Origin of the sequence: Ochrobactrum sp. SFR4 (assembly GCF_019730395.1) — a bacterium.
GTDB lineage: Bacteria > Pseudomonadota > Alphaproteobacteria > Rhizobiales > Rhizobiaceae > Pseudochrobactrum.
Map to the genome: position 1 here is coordinate 182,556 of NZ_JAAPBB010000007.1, position 15,503 is coordinate 198,058.

Annotated in this window: 16 protein-coding genes; 14 read left to right on the plus strand and 2 right to left on the minus strand. The window is 51.3% G+C overall.

Going from position 1 to position 15,503, the window contains the following annotated elements:
• The first annotated feature begins 99 nt into the window (after positions 1-99).
• The 7 genes from HBA93_RS11125 (at position 100) to HBA93_RS11155 (ending at position 6,354) form a co-directional block, all read left to right on the plus strand.
• Positions 100-411, plus strand: a complete 312-nt coding sequence (locus HBA93_RS11125) for a DUF2853 family protein (RefSeq protein ID WP_022711394.1) — start codon at positions 100-102, stop codon at positions 409-411.
• A 136-nt stretch (positions 412-547) separates the two neighbouring features.
• Positions 548-1,342, plus strand: a complete 795-nt coding sequence (locus HBA93_RS11130; protein WP_121991439.1) for a thymidylate synthase — start codon at positions 548-550, stop codon at positions 1,340-1,342.
• Entirely contained in the window at positions 1,339-1,851 is a 513-nt protein-coding gene (locus HBA93_RS11135) for a dihydrofolate reductase (protein ID WP_221723303.1), read from the plus strand. Before HBA93_RS11130 ends, HBA93_RS11135 begins: the two co-directional genes overlap by 4 nt.
• Positions 1,852-2,038: 187 nt before the next feature.
• Positions 2,039-3,190 (plus strand): FtsH protease activity modulator HflK, encoded by a 1,152-nt coding sequence (gene hflK / locus HBA93_RS11140; RefSeq protein ID WP_121991438.1) that lies wholly within the window; start codon positions 2,039-2,041, stop codon positions 3,188-3,190.
• The gene (hflC, locus tag HBA93_RS11145; protein WP_121991437.1) at positions 3,190-4,113 is read left to right on the plus strand and encodes a protease modulator HflC; all 924 of its coding nucleotides are present in this window, start codon (positions 3,190-3,192) and stop codon (positions 4,111-4,113) included. The genes hflK and hflC overlap by 1 nt, the downstream gene beginning before the upstream one ends.
• A 15-nt stretch (positions 4,114-4,128) precedes the next feature.
• On the plus strand, positions 4,129-4,326 hold the full coding sequence (locus HBA93_RS11150; RefSeq protein WP_121991436.1) for a DUF2065 domain-containing protein: 198 nt from the start codon (positions 4,129-4,131) through the stop codon (positions 4,324-4,326).
• A 435-nt stretch (positions 4,327-4,761) separates the two neighbouring features.
• On the plus strand, positions 4,762-6,354 hold the full coding sequence (locus HBA93_RS11155; protein WP_286201873.1) for a DegQ family serine endoprotease: 1,593 nt from the start codon (positions 4,762-4,764) through the stop codon (positions 6,352-6,354).
• 89 nt (positions 6,355-6,443) lie between these two features.
• Here the strand turns inward: HBA93_RS11155 and HBA93_RS11160 are convergent, their stop codons facing one another.
• Together HBA93_RS11160 and serB are read right to left on the minus strand one after the other, a co-directional pair.
• Positions 6,444-7,022: a GNAT family N-acetyltransferase gene (locus HBA93_RS11160; protein WP_221723304.1), complete on the minus strand. Its 579-nt coding sequence runs from the start codon at positions 7,020-7,022 to the stop codon at positions 6,444-6,446.
• Entirely contained in the window at positions 7,019-7,918 is a 900-nt protein-coding gene (serB, locus tag HBA93_RS11165) for a phosphoserine phosphatase SerB (RefSeq protein WP_221723305.1), read from the minus strand. Before serB ends, HBA93_RS11160 begins: the two co-directional genes overlap by 4 nt.
• A gap of 37 nt (positions 7,919-7,955) precedes the next feature.
• Between serB and miaA the strand changes: the two genes are divergently transcribed.
• The 7 genes from miaA to HBA93_RS11200 all read left to right on the plus strand — a co-directional run bounded on the left by miaA (position 7,956) and on the right by HBA93_RS11200 (position 15,135).
• Positions 7,956-8,867, plus strand: a complete 912-nt coding sequence (miaA, locus tag HBA93_RS11170) for a tRNA (adenosine(37)-N6)-dimethylallyltransferase MiaA (RefSeq protein WP_221723306.1) — start codon at positions 7,956-7,958, stop codon at positions 8,865-8,867.
• A 91-nt stretch (positions 8,868-8,958) separates the two neighbouring features.
• Entirely contained in the window at positions 8,959-9,711 is a 753-nt protein-coding gene (locus HBA93_RS11175; RefSeq protein WP_221723307.1) for a GGDEF domain-containing protein, read from the plus strand.
• Between the two features lie 375 nt (positions 9,712-10,086).
• On the plus strand, positions 10,087-11,901 hold the full coding sequence (locus tag HBA93_RS11180; RefSeq protein WP_121991431.1) for an acetolactate synthase 3 large subunit: 1,815 nt from the start codon (positions 10,087-10,089) through the stop codon (positions 11,899-11,901).
• A gap of 22 nt (positions 11,902-11,923) precedes the next feature.
• Positions 11,924-12,496 carry an acetolactate synthase small subunit gene (gene ilvN, locus HBA93_RS11185; RefSeq protein WP_022711404.1) on the plus strand — a complete coding sequence of 191 codons (573 nt, stop codon included), beginning with the start codon at positions 11,924-11,926 and terminating at the stop codon, positions 12,494-12,496.
• Between the two features lie 87 nt (positions 12,497-12,583).
• Positions 12,584-13,186, plus strand: a complete 603-nt coding sequence (locus HBA93_RS11190; RefSeq protein WP_121991430.1) for a LysE family translocator — start codon at positions 12,584-12,586, stop codon at positions 13,184-13,186.
• Positions 13,187-13,244: 58 nt separating this feature from the next.
• Positions 13,245-14,372, plus strand: coding sequence for an ATP-dependent DNA helicase (locus HBA93_RS11195; protein WP_022711406.1), 1,128 nt, complete (start codon positions 13,245-13,247; stop codon positions 14,370-14,372).
• 25 nt (positions 14,373-14,397) lie between these two features.
• Positions 14,398-15,135 (plus strand): pyridoxine 5'-phosphate synthase, encoded by a 738-nt coding sequence (locus HBA93_RS11200; RefSeq protein WP_221723308.1) that lies wholly within the window; start codon positions 14,398-14,400, stop codon positions 15,133-15,135.
• Positions 15,136-15,503: the final 368 nt, after the last annotated feature.

The following is a 15,503-nucleotide window of genomic DNA, read 5'->3' on the forward strand; positions in this document are numbered from 1 at the left end:
GACTGAATGCCGATTCAGCGATGATGTTGAGCAATTGTCCTATTTACTTTTTCTGGTTTAACGGCCGTAAAAGCGGTCAGATTGAAGGAGACTGGTTTCATGACTGATTATCTAGCCGATGTACGCCGTTACGATGCTGCTGCCGATGAGGCTGTTGTTGCTAAAATTGTAAAACATCTTGGCATTGCTCTGCGCAGCCGCGATGCATCTCTGGTTGCTGCATCCGATCCTGAGGAACTGGCGCGCGTACGCACCAGCTGGATCGGTAAGAAGCTCGGTATTGAAGATGCTGAAAAGGCAAATGCGGTTATCGCCAGTGTGGCTGAAACCATGAAGGGTGATCACAGCAAGCAGCGTGTGACCTTCTATTACCTGACTGCAAAGGCACTCGGTAAGCTGGAAAGCCTCTGATAAGTTTTTTTAAAAAGCCCCGCATTCAGCGGGGCTTTTTTTATAGCTGCTGCGATCAAATAACTGTGCGTGCCCACACTGTGCATTGCCGCAAATTGCGCGTGATATTTTCGCTGAAAAAGGCTAAAGACCATCTATGCGTACATATCTTGATCTTCTTCAGCACGTTCTCGACAATGGCACTGACCGCGGTGATCGCACCGGTACCGGCACACGTTCGGTTTTCGGTTATCAGATGCGTTTTGATCTCGCACAGGGCTTTCCTGTTCTGACAACCAAAAAGCTGCATCTGCGTTCTATCATCCATGAATTGCTATGGTTTTTGCGTGGCGACACCAATATCTCCTACCTTAAAGAGAATGGTGTGAGCATCTGGGATGAGTGGGCAGACGAGAATGGCGATCTCGGTCCGGTTTACGGTGCGCAATGGCGTTCATGGCCGAAACCTGATGGTGCGCATATCGACCAGATTGCGAATCTTATGAAGGATTTGCAGAAGAATCCTAATTCAAGACGTTTGATTGTATCCGCATGGAATCCGGCGCTGGTTGATGAAATGGCGTTGCCGCCATGTCATTGCCTGTTTCAGTTCTATGTGGCGGACGGCAAATTATCGTGTCAGCTCTATCAGCGTTCAGCCGATATTTTCCTTGGTGTGCCGTTTAATATCGCATCCTATGCGCTGCTTACCATGATGATTGCGCAGGTTGCCGGTTTGAAACCTGGTGATTTTGTGCATACGCTTGGTGATGCGCATCTCTATCACAATCATTTTGATCAGGCGAAATTGCAGCTGACCCGTGAGCCGAAAGCACTGCCGGTGATGGAAATCAACCCGCAAGTAAAAGACCTGTTTGCCTTCCGCTTTGAGGATTTCAAGCTGGTGGGCTATGAGGCTGAACCATCCATCAAAGCGCCGATTGCGGTGTGATGGCTATGATTATTTCTTTTGTAGTCGCAGTTTCAGAGAATGGTGTGATCGGACGTGACAACGGTATGCCTTGGCGTCTTTCCACGGATTTGCAGCGCTTTAAAAAGCTCACACTCGGCAAGCCGGTGGTGATGGGGCGCAAAACATGGGAATCCCTTGGTCGCCCGCTGCCGAACCGCACCAATATCGTGATTACCCGTGATGCCGGTTACAGCGCGGAAGGTGCACTGGTTGTGCCATCTGTTGATAAGGCATTGATTGCCGGTGAAAAAGCAGCACGCGAATCCGGTGTTGATGAAATCTGCATTATCGGCGGTGCGCAGATTTATGCGCAGGCAATGGATAGGGCTACGCGACTGCATGTGACGCATATTAAAGCCAGCATTGATGGTGATGCTTTTTTCGGTCCTGTTGATCCGCAAGTCTGGCAGGTCACCAACGAAGAAGATGTACCGGCAGGCGAGAAAGATAATTACGCGACCCGTTATGTGGTTTATGAGCGACGCTAACAGGTAGGGCGGTCTCAAAAGACGGCTATTTTTACCATGTCGATCAACTATTTTGCCATAAAATTACAAAAGCGTGATGAATCTGCGTGTCCTGCGTTGAAAGACTGCTTTTGCGTACCTATAAACGGAACATACTGATTGATGAATAGAGGTGTTCCGCCTCTGACATCTGGCACGAGAGGTGAGGATGCCCTGGAGTAATCAAAATGGCGGCGGCCCGTGGGGCGGCGGCGATAAGAATGGCGGATCCGGCAACGGCGGTTCCAATAATGGCGGCTCTAATCAGGGCGGACCATGGGGACAGGGCCCTAAAGGACCGCGCGGCGGACCTGGTGGCTCGGGCGGAACGCCTCCGGATCTCGAAGATATTTTGCGCAAAGGTCAGGATCGCCTGAAGAAAGTGATCCCGGGCGGTGGCGGCGGTGGCGGCGGCCCTGCTTTATATGTGGTTGGTGCGCTCGCATTGGCTGGTTTCTGGCTGTTCCAGTCCATGTATACCGTGCAGCCGGATGAGCTTGCGGTTGAAATGCGCTTCGGTGTGCCGAAAGAAACTGTTTCCGAACCGGGCCTGCATTTCCATTTCTGGCCGATTGAAACCTATGAAAAAGTGTCGACCGGTGAACGCCAGATCAATATTGGCGGTCAGGGCACTCGCGGTGCCACACAGGGTCTGATGCTGACCGGTGACCAGAACATTGTTAATGTTCAGTTCTCCGTGCTTTACCGTGTTTCTGATCCGCGTTCTTACCTGTTCAAGGTACAGGATCCTGACAATATGGTTCGTCAGGTTTCGGAAAGTGCGATCCGTGAAATCGTCGGCCGTCGTCCGGCACAGGATGTGTTCCGTGATAATCGTGCGGCGATTGCTGAATCTGTACGTGATATTGTTCAGGCTACGCTGAACGGCTATGGCGCCGGCATTCAGATTACAGCTCTTTCCATTGAAGATGCTGCACCGCCGCGTGAAGTGGCTGATGCCTTTGATGAAGTTCAGCGCGCTGAGCAGGATGAAGACCGCTTTGTAGAAGAAGCTAACCAGTATTCTAACCAGAAGCTGGGTCAGGCACGCGGTGAGGCTGCGCAGGTTCGTGAAGATGCTGCCGGTTATAAAACCCGCATGGTTCAGGAAGCGGAAGGTGAAAGCCAGCGCTTTAATTCTGTCCTGAATATTTACAAAGAATCTCCTGATGTTACCCGCGACCGTCTCTTCATTGAGACCATGGAGCAGGTGCTGAAAGACAGCAATAAAGTGATTATCGAAGGCGGCAATAATGTCATGCCATATTTGCCTTTGACTGAACTGATGCGTCAGCAGGGCAAAGCAGGAGGCAACCAGTAATGAATCAGAATCGTTTGCCTTTTATCGTTGGTGCGATCGCTGTTGTCGCATTTCTGATTTATTCATCGCTTTTCGTGGTCAACGAACGCCAGCAGGCAATTGTCTCGCGTTTTGGTCAGATCGTTGATGTGAAAACCGAACCGGGTATTTATTTCAAACTGCCGTTTGCTTTTGCAGAAGCGGATAATGTGCAGCTGATAGATGACCGTAGCCTGCGTTTTGATCTGGACGATATCCGCGTTCAGGTTTCCGGCGGTAAATTCTACGATGTGGATGCGTTCCTCGTTTACCGCATTACCGATGCCCGTAAATTCCGTGAGACTGTTTCGGCAAATACTATGCTTGCTGAACAGCGTCTGCGTACCCGTCTCGATGCGGCTCTGCGTCAGGTCTATGGTCTGCGCGGCTTTGAATCGGCGTTGTCGGAAGAGCGTGGCAGCATGATGCGTGAAGTGCGCGACCAGCTGCGTCCGGATGCGGAATCCCTTGGTCTGACCATTGAGGATGTGCGTATCCGCCGTACTGACCTGACTGCTGAAGTTTCTCAGCAGACCTTCGACCGTATGAAGGCCGAACGACTTGCCGAAGCTGAGCGTCTGCGTGCCCGCGGCCGTGAAGCAGCCCAGCGTATCAAAGCTGTTGCTGACCGTCAGGTTGTGGAAATCGTTTCCGAAGCCAACCGCGATTCTGAAGTATTGCGCGGTGAGGGCGAAGGTGAGCGCGGTCGTATCTTTGCGGAAGCTGCAAAACAGGATCCTGACTTCTATGCATTCTATCGTTCGATGAATGCTTATCGTCAGTCCTTGCAGGCTGAAGGTACAACCATGGTTCTGTCGCCGGATTCCCAGTTCTTCCGCTTCTTTAAGGATGCTGCCGGTAAACTGCCGCAGCAGCCTGCGAATGCCGGTCAGAGCGCACAGTAAGGACCGGATGCCGCTGTGAGTGACCTGATTACAGCCATAGGATTGCTCCTCGTTTTAGAGGGGCTTCTCTATGGCGGCTTCCCGCACTTTGCCAGACGTATGGCTAAAGACGTGTCAGAAGCTCCGGAAAATTATCTGCGAATAGCAGGTATTGTTGCACTGGCGCTTGGCGTTGGGGTGATATGGCTGGTCAGAAGCGGATCTGCCGGATAAAATAGCAAAGAGGCGTATGATATTTCATGCGCCTCTTTTTCATTTCAGAACCTGCAGCATTTAATCATCACGACTGCGCGGGCTTCAAACTTCTGATAATGTGCTTTAGTGCGCCGTGCGCCCCATTGGGTGCACAAAGGTCGCTCTAACACTTTAAAAGGAGAGCGTAATTTAAACTTAAACTGATTCAAGTTTAAGAAATTATGCTCTAAATAATGGGTTTAAACCAGAGCGTATTGCATTCAGGCGGCTCACGGCAGGTGTTGCGGATTGCAGGTGAGTGTATGTTGCGGATATTAAATGAAGACATTTAATTGCGACATGCTCTGGCCGTATTTTGCTTGCAATCCGTTGTAAGCATCAGAGTTAGAACGACCTTTGTGCGCCCGATCGGGCGCACGGCGCTCTAAATAACAAAAACAGGCGGAGTTTCAGATGGTTCGCAATCAGAATAAAAGCACGGTTTCATTTCCCTTGCGTACCGCACTTGCCGCCCTTTCTGTGAGCACGGTGCTGCTGGGTGCCATGACAGCTCAGGCACAGGAGCAGACAGCCGCAAACCCGCCGCAGGCACCTCAGCCGGTTATTACCGGAAAATTGGCGCCGCTCGGACTGGCTGCCGGAGCGACCACTGCGGGACCTGCTTCCATTGCCGATCTGGCACAGGGATTGCTGGATTCTGTTGTCAATATTTCCACATCCCAGACCGTGAAAGATGAAAACGGAGAGGAAAAGGCAGAGCCTGCGCCTCAATTGCCGGAGGGATCGCCGTTTCAGGAGTTCTTTGATGATTTCTTCTCTGAGGAAAATCAGAAAGACGGTGGCAGTGCTGCTCGCAAGATGCAGTCGCTCGGCTCCGGTTTTGTGATCGATGCTGAGAAGGGGCTGGTTGTAACCAACAATCACGTTATTGCCGATGCCGATGAAATTGAGGTGAATTTCACCGATGGTAAAAAGCTTAAAGCAGAACTGCTTGGCACGGATACCAAAACGGATATTGCATTGCTGAAGGTTGATCCGACGAAACACAAGCTCACAGCAGTAGGATTTGGCGATTCAGAGAAATCTCGGATCGGTGACTGGGTTATGGCAATCGGTAATCCGTTTGGCCTCGGTGGCACTGTGACATTGGGTATTATCTCTGCCCGCAACCGTGATATTCAGGCGGGGCCATATGATAATTTCATTCAGACCGATGCGGCAATTAACCGTGGTAATTCCGGCGGCCCGCTTTTTGATATGAACGGCAAGGTCATCGGCATTAATACCGCGATTATTTCTCCGACAGGCGGCTCTATCGGTATCGGTTTTGCTATTCCGTCCGAACTGGCTGTTTCCGTTATTCAGCAGCTGGAAGAGTTTGGTGAGACCCGCCGCGGCTGGCTTGGTGTACGTATTCAGCCGGTGACAGATGATGTGGCCGAGAGCTTTGGTATGAGCGAGCCTAAGGGCGCTTTGGTTGCCGGTTTGATTGCCAATAGCGGTGTTGAGAATAAAGAACTGATGCCGGGTGACATCATTCTGAAATTTGACGGCAAGGATGTGGAAAGTGCCCGCGATCTGCCGCGCGTTGTGGCTGAAAGTCCGGTGGGCAAAGAGGTCAGCGTTCTGGTGCTGCGTAAAGGCAAAGAGCAGACTGTTAAAATCAAACTCGGCCGTCTTGAGGATTATGAGAATAAGGATAAAGCTGCGGCCGCCAAGGATAGCACTAAAGCCAAAGAAGCTGAGACAGTAAAAGTTCTCGGCATGACACTTGGCAAGCTGGATGACGCGCAGCGCAAGCAATATGAAATCTCCGCTGATGTGGAAGGTGTGGTGATTAGTGCTGTTGAAGGCAAATCCGCCGCTGAAGAAAAGCGGGTTAATGCAGGTGATGTAATTGTTGAATTCGCGCAGGAAGCTGTGAAAGCGCCTGCAGATATTCAAAAGAAAATCGAAAAGCTGCGTCAGCAGGGACGTAAAAATGCATTGCTGATGCTGGCCGCGCCAAGCGGTGAGCTGCGCTTTGTAACTCTGCGTATCGATTGAGCTGACATCAATAAGAATGCAGAAAAGGCCGGAGGATGTGTACATCCTCCGGCCTTTTTATTTGTAAAAACTTGAATCAGATGAACGGATTAGGCGCAGGACTTGCCATGTTGATTCAACCACTGCTGTTTGTTGATGGTATAAAGCACATGGCGTTTCAGTTGCGGATGTGTATCCGGTACCTTCGGATGATCGAAATCGCGTTCCGGCTTGTTGACCATGCCAATGCGCTTCATTACAGCCGTGGAGCGGTGATTATTATGAACGGCAAAGGACACAACCTCATCCTGTCCACGCTCGTTGAAAGCATAGGCAAGAGAAGCAAGCGCCGCCTCGGTGACATAACCTTTGCCCCAAAAGCGTTGAGCTAAGCGCCAGCCGATTTCCAATACGCCCTTTGGCATGAAAGGCTCGAGATCGGTTTTCATCAATCCGGTGAAGCCGACGATATCACCGCTTGCTTTTTCCTGCACGGCGTAAAAGCCAAAATTATCTTCCTTGACCATGGCCACGACGCGATCCATCAGCGCATCGGATTCTTCACGGCTGCGCAGGGCAGGGAAGAATTCCATCACTAACGGATCAGAATTGATCTCGTGAAAAAATGCACGGTCATCTTCCTGCCAGTTGCGCAGGATCAAGCGGGGCGTTTCAATAATAGCGGTCATTTTACAAAATCCGTTTTTCGATAGCCCTGAATATAGAGCAGTGCTGTGAGGTCGCCATGATCAATGCGGATGCGCGCCTGTGCTGCAACAGCAGGCTTGGCATGGAGTGCTACGCCGCTGCCAGCATGTTTAATCATCGGCAGATCATTGGCACCATCGCCCACTGCCATGGCTGCCTGCTCGGTAATGCCGAGTTTGGCACAGATTTCATCAAGGCTGATCTTCTTGGCATCGGCACCGAGGATCGGCTCTTCGACCAGACCGGTCAGATGCGTGCCGTCATCGAGCAGAATATTGGCGCGGTTTTCATCAAAGCCGAGCTGTGCAGCAATTTTGGAAGTGAAGCTGGTAAAGCCGCCGGAAACCAGTGCCGTATAGGCACCGTGTTTCTTCATGGTTGCGATCAGCTCTTTACCGCCGGATGTCAGAGTAATGCGGTTGGCGATAACCTGATCAATAATGCTGACCGGCAAGCCCTTGAGCAGGGCAACGCGCTCACGCAAGGCCGGTTCAAAAGCGATCTCACCATTCATTGCGCGGGCGGTGATACCGGCAATATGCTCGCGCAGGCCAACTTCTTCGGCCAGTTCATCAATGCACTCCTGCTGGATCATGGTGGAATCCATATCTGCAATCAGCAGTTTTTTGCGGCGGGTATCCTGCTCCTGAATAACGATATCCACAGGGGCGTCGCCCAGAACGGCTCTGATTTTTGCTGCTGTTTCTGTGATATCTGTGCCGGTTTTCAGCGGCAGATCACAGGCAATACCATCTGCCAGCCAGTAAAGGGCTTGCGTATCAGCCGCCTCGCAGGCTTTATGCCCCAATTCAGGTGTCAGAACCGGATTGGCAGGATTGCAGATCAGTGTGGCAACAAGTGAGGCTGGCTGGGACATAATACCGGTTCCGCTTTGTGCGTTTGGAGAATGATGAGTGGTAGAGCAGAGAGACAGGCAAAAGGCAATTCTGATCGCGGGGCCGACTGCCAGCGGTAAATCAGCATTGGCACTGCGCCTCGCACGGGATTGCGGCGGCTATATCATAAATAGTGATTCCATGCAGGTTTATGATGTGCTGGATCAGCTGACGGCACGTCCGCAGTCTGATGACCTGCAAACTGTTCCGCATTATCTTTACGGCCATGTCTCGCCATTGCAACTTTATTCCACCGGCCGATGGCTTCAGGAGGTAGAAGCACTGCTGGCAAGACCTGAATTGCAAGGCCGCATACCGGTCTTTACCGGTGGCACAGGGTTATATTTCAAAGCACTGCTTGGTGGTCTCTCGGATATGCCGCAGGTGAAAGACGAAGTGCGCGACTACTGGCGCAATCGCATGACGCAAGATGGTGCGCCGCTCCTGCATGAGGAATTGCAAAAACGCGACCCGGTAATGGCAGAACGGCTGAAAGAGGGGGATAGTCAGCGTATTGTCCGTGCACTTGAAGTGATTGACAGTACCGGACGTTCGCTCATCGAATGGCAGGAGACCAAGGGTAAGGCGCTGATTGATCCCGACAGCGCAGAGAAACTGGTGCTGATACCGGACAGGACATGGCTGCGCCAGCGTATTGCCGAGCGTTTTGATCTGATGATGCAGGGCAATGCCGTGCAGGAAGTGCAGGCGCTGCTGGCTTTGCAACCGGATGCGGCTCTGCCGGTGATGAAAGCCATCGGGGTGCGCGAGATTGAAAGCTGGCTCAAAGGCGGGATGTCACGTGAGCAGGCTGTAGAGCTGTCAGTGATTGCCACGCGCCAATATGCCAAACGGCAGATGACGTGGTTCCGTAACCAGTTTGGTGATGACTGGCGGCGGCTGGAACGGGCAGAAGATTACTTCGCCTGAGCAGGTTTTGTTGTTAACGCAGGTGAAACACTTAAGATTTAATCTCCCACGTAAATCTGTTGTTGTGATACAACGGGTCAACGGGGGGATTATGCGTTATCTGCGGGCTGAACTGTTTTTCATCATCATGATTGTGCTGCTCTGCGGCGCAGGTCTGATGCTGTTTATGCAGTATCGGCTGATGCATGATCTTGGTGAGCCGTATAAATCCGGTTCTTTATCTGATACGCCTTTGGGCATTGCTTTGCTGTTGCTCGTGGCTGCGGGGGCAGCAGGTGGCCTGATGCTGTTGCCGCAAATCCGTATGCAGGTTAAAAACAAAGGCCAGCTGAAAATCATCACATGGATGATTGCGCGCAACTCCAAAGATTTAGACCAGATCAGTTTTAATGATCCTTTGACCGGGTTGCAAAGCCGTCCTTATTTCGATGCGGCTTTACACGAATATTTGCTGCAATTCGGCAAGATCAATCATCCTGTCGCTATTTTGCTGATTGGTATTGAGAAGCTGCAATTGCTGTGTGATCAGCGCGGCCGTGATGCCGCCGACCGCTTGCTGATGGAAGCGGCTTTATGTATCCGCAACTGTACCCGCTATCATGATGTTCTGGCGCATATGGGCGATGGTGAATTCGCCCTGATCGTGCCGGATCTGCATGAAGGTGATGCAGAGAAGATGGCGGTGAGAATCTGCAAAGCGCTGGAAGCCTGTGAATTACGAATGGGGCATGACAGCCATAATATTCATGCGGTGTCAGCAGTTGCCGAATGGAATGGTAAGGAAAAAGCTCCGACTCTTTATAAAAAAGCGCGTATTGCTTTGCAGAAGCTAGCGGGTCATTGATTTTCTTTAATATCTTTCAATGGCTTACATGTCCTGTTTGCCTGATAGATTCACGAATGGTGCAAGCTTTACATAACAGAGTGTTTTTCTGCGCAGACTGGCAAAGAAAATAACAAGATTACGTTTTTTGCCATTGACGTGAAAAAAACAGCTGTTTAATCTCCCCTTATGGCTAAGAAAATTATTCTCGTGGTGGGTAAGCGTATGGGCAGGATGGTGTAACCATCCGGCGAAAGCTCCCATGCGCGAAACACAGGCTCCCTCAGGGGGCCTTTTTTATTATCTTCACACAACGAATATAGCTAAACAGTACGGGACTTCCGGTGGATATCAGGGAAGTAATCACCGGAACAGCAGACGGGACATCGAAAGACAATGAGTACAGATACAAGTGGCACCACAGCCGCAGCGCAGAACGAAACCGGCAAGCGGGAAATGACCGGTGCGGAAATGGTTGTGCAGGCGCTGATCGATCAGGGCGTTGAGCATATTTTCGGCTATCCGGGCGGTGCGGTACTTCCGATCTATGACGAGTTGTTTCAGCAGGATAAAGTCGAGCATATTCTGGTGCGTCACGAGCAGGGCGCAGGCCATGCAGCTGAAGGCTATGCTCGCTCAACCGGCAAAGTCGGTGTTATGCTGGTAACCTCCGGTCCGGGTGCTACCAATGCGGTAACACCTTTGCAGGATGCGCTGATGGATTCCATCCCGCTGGTTTGCATCACGGGTCAGGTTCCGACCAGCCTCATTGGTACAGATGCGTTTCAGGAAGCTGATACGGTCGGCATTACCCGCCCTTGCACCAAGCATAACTGGCTGGTTAAGGATGTGAATGATCTGGCGCGCGTTCTGCACGAGGCGTTCCATGTGGCACGTACCGGTCGTCCGGGTCCTGTTGTTATCGATATTCCGAAGAACATCCAGTTCGCCACCGGCATGTATACGCCACCGGCAACCAGCCCGCGCACCAGCTATAATCCGGTTCTGAACGGCGATCAGAGTGCTATCCGTACTGCTGTTGAACTGCTGGCCAATGCGAAGAAGCCGGTTATCTATTCCGGCGGCGGCGTTATCAATTCCGGCCTTGAAGCCTCGAAACTGCTGCGTGAACTGGTTGAGATCACTGATTTTCCGATCACATCTACGCTGATGGGGCTGGGTGCTTATCCGGCATCGGGTAAGAACTGGCTAGGTATGCTCGGCATGCATGGCACATTCGAAGCCAATATGACCATGCATGAATGCGATGTTATGCTGTGTATCGGCGCGCGTTTTGATGACCGCATCACCGGCCGTCTTGATGCTTTCTCGCCGAATTCAAAGAAGATCCACATTGATATTGACCCGTCTTCGATCAACAAGACCGTTCGCGTGGATGTGCCGATTATCGGTGATGTTGCGCATGTTCTGGAAGATATGGTGCGCCAGTACCGTGCCTCTGCCCAGCGCCCTGACAAAAAGGACATGAGCGCATGGTGGCAGCAGATCAATAAATGGCGTGCGCGCAATTCGCTGGCCTATAAGCACAGCCGCGATGTGATTATGCCGCAATATGCGCTGGAGCGTCTGCAGGAACTGACACAGGATCGCAAGACCTATATCACTACAGAGGTTGGTCAGCACCAGATGTGGGCTGCACAATTTATGAAATTCGAGGAGCCGCATCACTGGATGACTTCCGGTGGTCTGGGCACCATGGGCTATGGTCTGCCTGCGGCATTGGGTGTGCAGATTGCCCATCCGGATGCGCTGGTGATTGATATTGCCGGTGATGCTTCGGTACAGATGTGTATTCAGGAAATGTCAGCGGCTATTCAGCATAATGCACCGATCAAAATTTTCATTCTGAATAACCAGTATATGGGCATGGTGCGTCAGTGGCAGCAGCTGTTGCACGGTAACCGTCTGTCGCATTCTTATACAGAAGCGATGCCGGACTTTGTTAAACTGGCTGAAGCCTATGGCGGCACAGGTATCCGTTGCTCCAAGCCGGATGAGCTGGATGATGCAATCATGAAAATGATTGAAACAGACGGTCCGGTGATTTTTGACTGTCACGTTGCCAATCTGGCGAACTGCTTCCCGATGATCCCTTCAGGCAAGGCGCATAATGAAATGCTGTTGCCGGATGAAGCGACGGATGAAGCTGTTGCCAATGCCATTGACGCTAAAGACCGTCACCTCGTCTAATACCGGAACAAGGATATTCATTATGAACGCACAAAATGCAGCTTCCGGTTCAGCTTACTTTCTGACCGAAGAAACCCAGCTAGTTGAAACACATACACTATCGGTACTGGTTGATAACGAGCCGGGCGTTCTTGCCCGTGTTATCGGCCTGTTTTCCGGTCGCGGTTACAATATTGAAAGCCTGACGGTTTCTGAAACCGAGCACGAAAAACATCTGTCGCGGATTACCATTGTAACGCGCGGCACAGCCAATGTGCTGGATCAGATCCGTCACTCGCTGGAACGTATTGTTCCGGTGCACCGCGTGGTTGATCTGACCTATCATGCCCAGCAACTTGGTCATGAGCGTCCGGTTGAGCGTGAACTGGCGCTGATCAAAGTGGTGGGCAAAGGTGATGACCGTGCAGAAATGCTGCGTCTGGCTGATGCTTTTAAAGCCAAAGTTGTGGATGCAACGGTCGAGCATTTCATTTTTGAAATTACCGGTAAGGGCGCGAAGATTGATCAATTTATCGCGATTATGAAGCCGCTCGGCTTGATTGAGGTTTGCCGTACCGGCGTAGCTGCTATGATCCGCGGTGCAGAAGGAATGTAGTTCTTTCTGATAAGTGATTGAAAGCGGCACCGCTGTTCTCCGCATAGAGACAGCGGTGTTGTTCTTTGCAATGAGAGCGTTTTCAAGATGTTGCTTTCTTATGATGTTTTTATGGCCTTGGTGGTGTTTGCCTTTGTGACATCCATCACACCGGGGCCGAATAATCTGATGTTGCTGGCTTCCGGCGTGAATTTCGGTTTCCGCCGTACCATTCCGCATATGCTGGGAATTGGCATTGGCTTTCTGTCGCTTCTGCTTGGTGTCGGCTATGGTCTGGGAGCTGTGCTCGAAACCGCGCCGGCGCTGTATGTGGGACTGAAATTCGCCGGCGGTGCCTATATGCTCTATCTGGCCTATAAAATCGCCACATCGACGTCTGTCGGTCGTGTTGATGATGAAACTGCTCAGCCGATGAGTTTCATGCAGGCATGGCTGTTTCAGTGGGTGAATCCAAAAGCATGGGTGATGGCTGTGACAGCAATGGCGAGCTATACAGTGCATGATGCCTATTCGCTTTCCGTACTGCTGATCGGTGTTGTGTTTGCAGTCATTAATGTGCCGAGCGTGTCGTCATGGGCAGCTTTTGGCAGTCTGCTGCGCCAGTGGCTGGAAGATCCGGTGCGGCTTAAATGGTTCAATCTGACGATGGCAGCTCTGCTGGTGGTCAGCCTGTGGCCGATGCTGAAGTGATAAACCTTGCTCTTTCGGGACGAATCCGGTCAATGGAAGGCATGATGGCAGAGGCATAATGGAATTTTCACCGGAACAGGACAACGCGCTGCAGGCTGTAGCGCAATGGTTGGCTAAAGGCCGTTCACCGATATTTCGCCTTTTTGGCTATGCGGGAACGGGTAAGACCACGCTTGCGCGCTATTTCGCAGAGCATGTGGATGGTGAGGTGCAGTTTGCGGCTTTCACCGGTAAAGCGGCTCAGGTCTTGCGCTCCAAAGGTGCGAGTAATGCCCGCACGCTGCATTCGCTGATTTATCGCCCGAAAGGTGAAGAGGCGATTGAAGACGAAACAACCGGTAAGACCTCGATCTCGCCGACCTTTTCGCTCAACCGTCAAAGCCCTGTTGCCAAAGCTGCACTGATTGTTGTTGATGAATGTTCTATGGTCGATGAGCAGCTTGGCCGCGATTTGATGACATTCGGCACACCTATTCTGGTGCTGGGTGATCCGGGGCAGTTGCCACCGATCAGCGGCGGTGGCTTCTTTACCGAACATGAGCCGGATTATCTGCTGACAGAAATTCACCGTCAGGCGCAGGATAATCCGATTATTCGTTTGGCACTGGATGTGCGTGAAGGCCGTGAAATCCCTTATGGCGATTACGGTGCCGCACGGGTTATCAGCAAGGCGGAAGTTAATCAGGAACTGGTGCTGGATGCCGATCAGGTGCTTGTCGGCACTAACCGCACCCGTAAGCGTTATAATCAGCGGCTGCGCGAGCTCAAAGGTTTTACGGCAGAATATCCGCAATCCGGTGATAAGCTGGTTTGCCTGCGTAATGATCCGGCCAAGGGGCTGCTTAATGGTTCGCTCTGGAAGGTAATGACATCTTCCAAGGAAACCGTGAAGCCCGGCATTAATTTGCTGATTGCACCGGAGGATGAAGAGCCGGGTCGCGGTGTTGCCAAGATCAAGCTTCTGAAGGCGCAGTTTGAAGATCCTGATGCGGAAATTCCGTGGCAGACTAAAAAGCGTTTTGATGATTTTGACTATGGCTATGCGCTGACCACCCATAAGGCGCAGGGCTCGCAGTGGAATAATGTGGTGTTGTTTGATGAGAGCTATGCTTTCCGCGATACGCGTGAGCGCTGGCTCTATACGGCAATTACCCGTGCGGCGGAAAAACTAACAATCGTTCGCTAAATAAGCAGATCAGGGAGCTCGGATCATGGTTGCAACTCTGTCGGTTAATCTTAATGCGGTGGCAATGTTGCGTAACCGCCGTGATCTGCCTTGGCCGAGTGTGACAGGCTTGGGACGTGTTGCTCTTGATGCCGGTGCTTCCGGTCTGACTGTGCATCCGCGCCCTGATCAGCGCCATATCCGTTTTTCTGATCTGGCAGATATCCGTGCACTGATAGATGATGAGTTCCCTCAGGCTGAATTCAATATTGAAGGCTATCCGTCAGAAGAGTTTCTTGCGTTGGTGGAGCGCCACGAGCCGGAACAGGTCACGCTGGTGCCGGATGATCCGGAGCAGAACACCTCTGATCACGGCTGGGATTTTGCCAAGCATAAAACAAGCCTAAGCGAAGTGACCAAGCGGCTGAAATCCCGCGGTATGCGTGTTTCAATGTTTGCTGATCCGACACCGGATGGTCTTGAGATTGCGAAAGAGACCGGTGCCGACCGTGTGGAATTTTTCACTGGTCCTTATGGCGGTGCCTATGCAGATCCAAAGATGCAGGCGCATGAACTGGCCTTGCTGGAACGCGCGGCTTTGAAGGCTGTTGAGCTTGGATTGGGCATTAATGCGGGGCATGATCTGACCGTTGCTAATCTGCCCGCACTGGTAAAAGTCATGCCGACATTGAGCGAAGTTTCAATCGGGCATGGTCTGACGGCAGATGCACTGGAATATGGTATGCGCCAGTCGGTGCAACGTTTTATCAAAGCACTCGGCTAAAGTGCTTTTTGTATTTTTGATTCAGTTTTTTCTTTTAATATTTTGATTTTGTTTAATTTCTGCCCTGATGAGCTATCCGTATTTGTGATGCCTCATCAGGGCAGTTATGCATTGATGCACATTGTTTTTGTGCAAAATTGAGCATTTATATACGGCCTTTCCGGCAGTTTTCTTTATGTCCGGAACCTGGTTATACTGAGCACCGGATCAGCCTGTTTTCTTGTCTTCATATCCGGCTATCTGTGCTCATTCTGTATCAAAAGGTATTTAAAGGTATTTTATGAATCAGGCGCAGCGTGAAGATATTGCCAATCAGGATGCGCCGGTCAGCGCAGATGAGGAAATTATTGATCCTCATAATCATTCGG

What these genes read in the sequence shown, in the direction of transcription:
- hflC (WP_121991437.1), top strand. Translation starts at nt 3,190, where the DNA reads ATGAATCAGAATCGTTTGCCTTTTATCGTTGGTGCGATCGCTGTTGTC.
- HBA93_RS11130 (WP_121991439.1), top strand. Translation starts at nt 548, where the DNA reads ATGCGTACATATCTTGATCTTCTTCAGCACGTTCTCGACAATGGCACT.
- HBA93_RS11190 (WP_121991430.1), top strand. Translation starts at nt 12,584, where the DNA reads ATGTTGCTTTCTTATGATGTTTTTATGGCCTTGGTGGTGTTTGCCTTT.
- HBA93_RS11160 (WP_221723304.1), bottom strand. Translation starts at nt 7,022, where the DNA reads ATGACCGCTATTATTGAAACGCCCCGCTTGATCCTGCGCAACTGGCAG.
- hflK (WP_121991438.1), top strand. Translation starts at nt 2,039, where the DNA reads ATGCCCTGGAGTAATCAAAATGGCGGCGGCCCGTGGGGCGGCGGCGAT.
- HBA93_RS11180 (WP_121991431.1), top strand. Translation starts at nt 10,087, where the DNA reads ATGAGTACAGATACAAGTGGCACCACAGCCGCAGCGCAGAACGAAACC.
- HBA93_RS11200 (WP_221723308.1), top strand. Translation starts at nt 14,398, where the DNA reads ATGGTTGCAACTCTGTCGGTTAATCTTAATGCGGTGGCAATGTTGCGT.
- HBA93_RS11175 (WP_221723307.1), top strand. Translation starts at nt 8,959, where the DNA reads ATGCGTTATCTGCGGGCTGAACTGTTTTTCATCATCATGATTGTGCTG.
- HBA93_RS11155 (WP_286201873.1), top strand. Translation starts at nt 4,762, where the DNA reads ATGGTTCGCAATCAGAATAAAAGCACGGTTTCATTTCCCTTGCGTACC.
- ilvN (WP_022711404.1), top strand. Translation starts at nt 11,924, where the DNA reads ATGAACGCACAAAATGCAGCTTCCGGTTCAGCTTACTTTCTGACCGAA.
- HBA93_RS11195 (WP_022711406.1), top strand. Translation starts at nt 13,245, where the DNA reads ATGGAATTTTCACCGGAACAGGACAACGCGCTGCAGGCTGTAGCGCAA.
- serB (WP_221723305.1), bottom strand. Translation starts at nt 7,918, where the DNA reads ATGTCCCAGCCAGCCTCACTTGTTGCCACACTGATCTGCAATCCTGCC.
- HBA93_RS11125 (WP_022711394.1), top strand. Translation starts at nt 100, where the DNA reads ATGACTGATTATCTAGCCGATGTACGCCGTTACGATGCTGCTGCCGAT.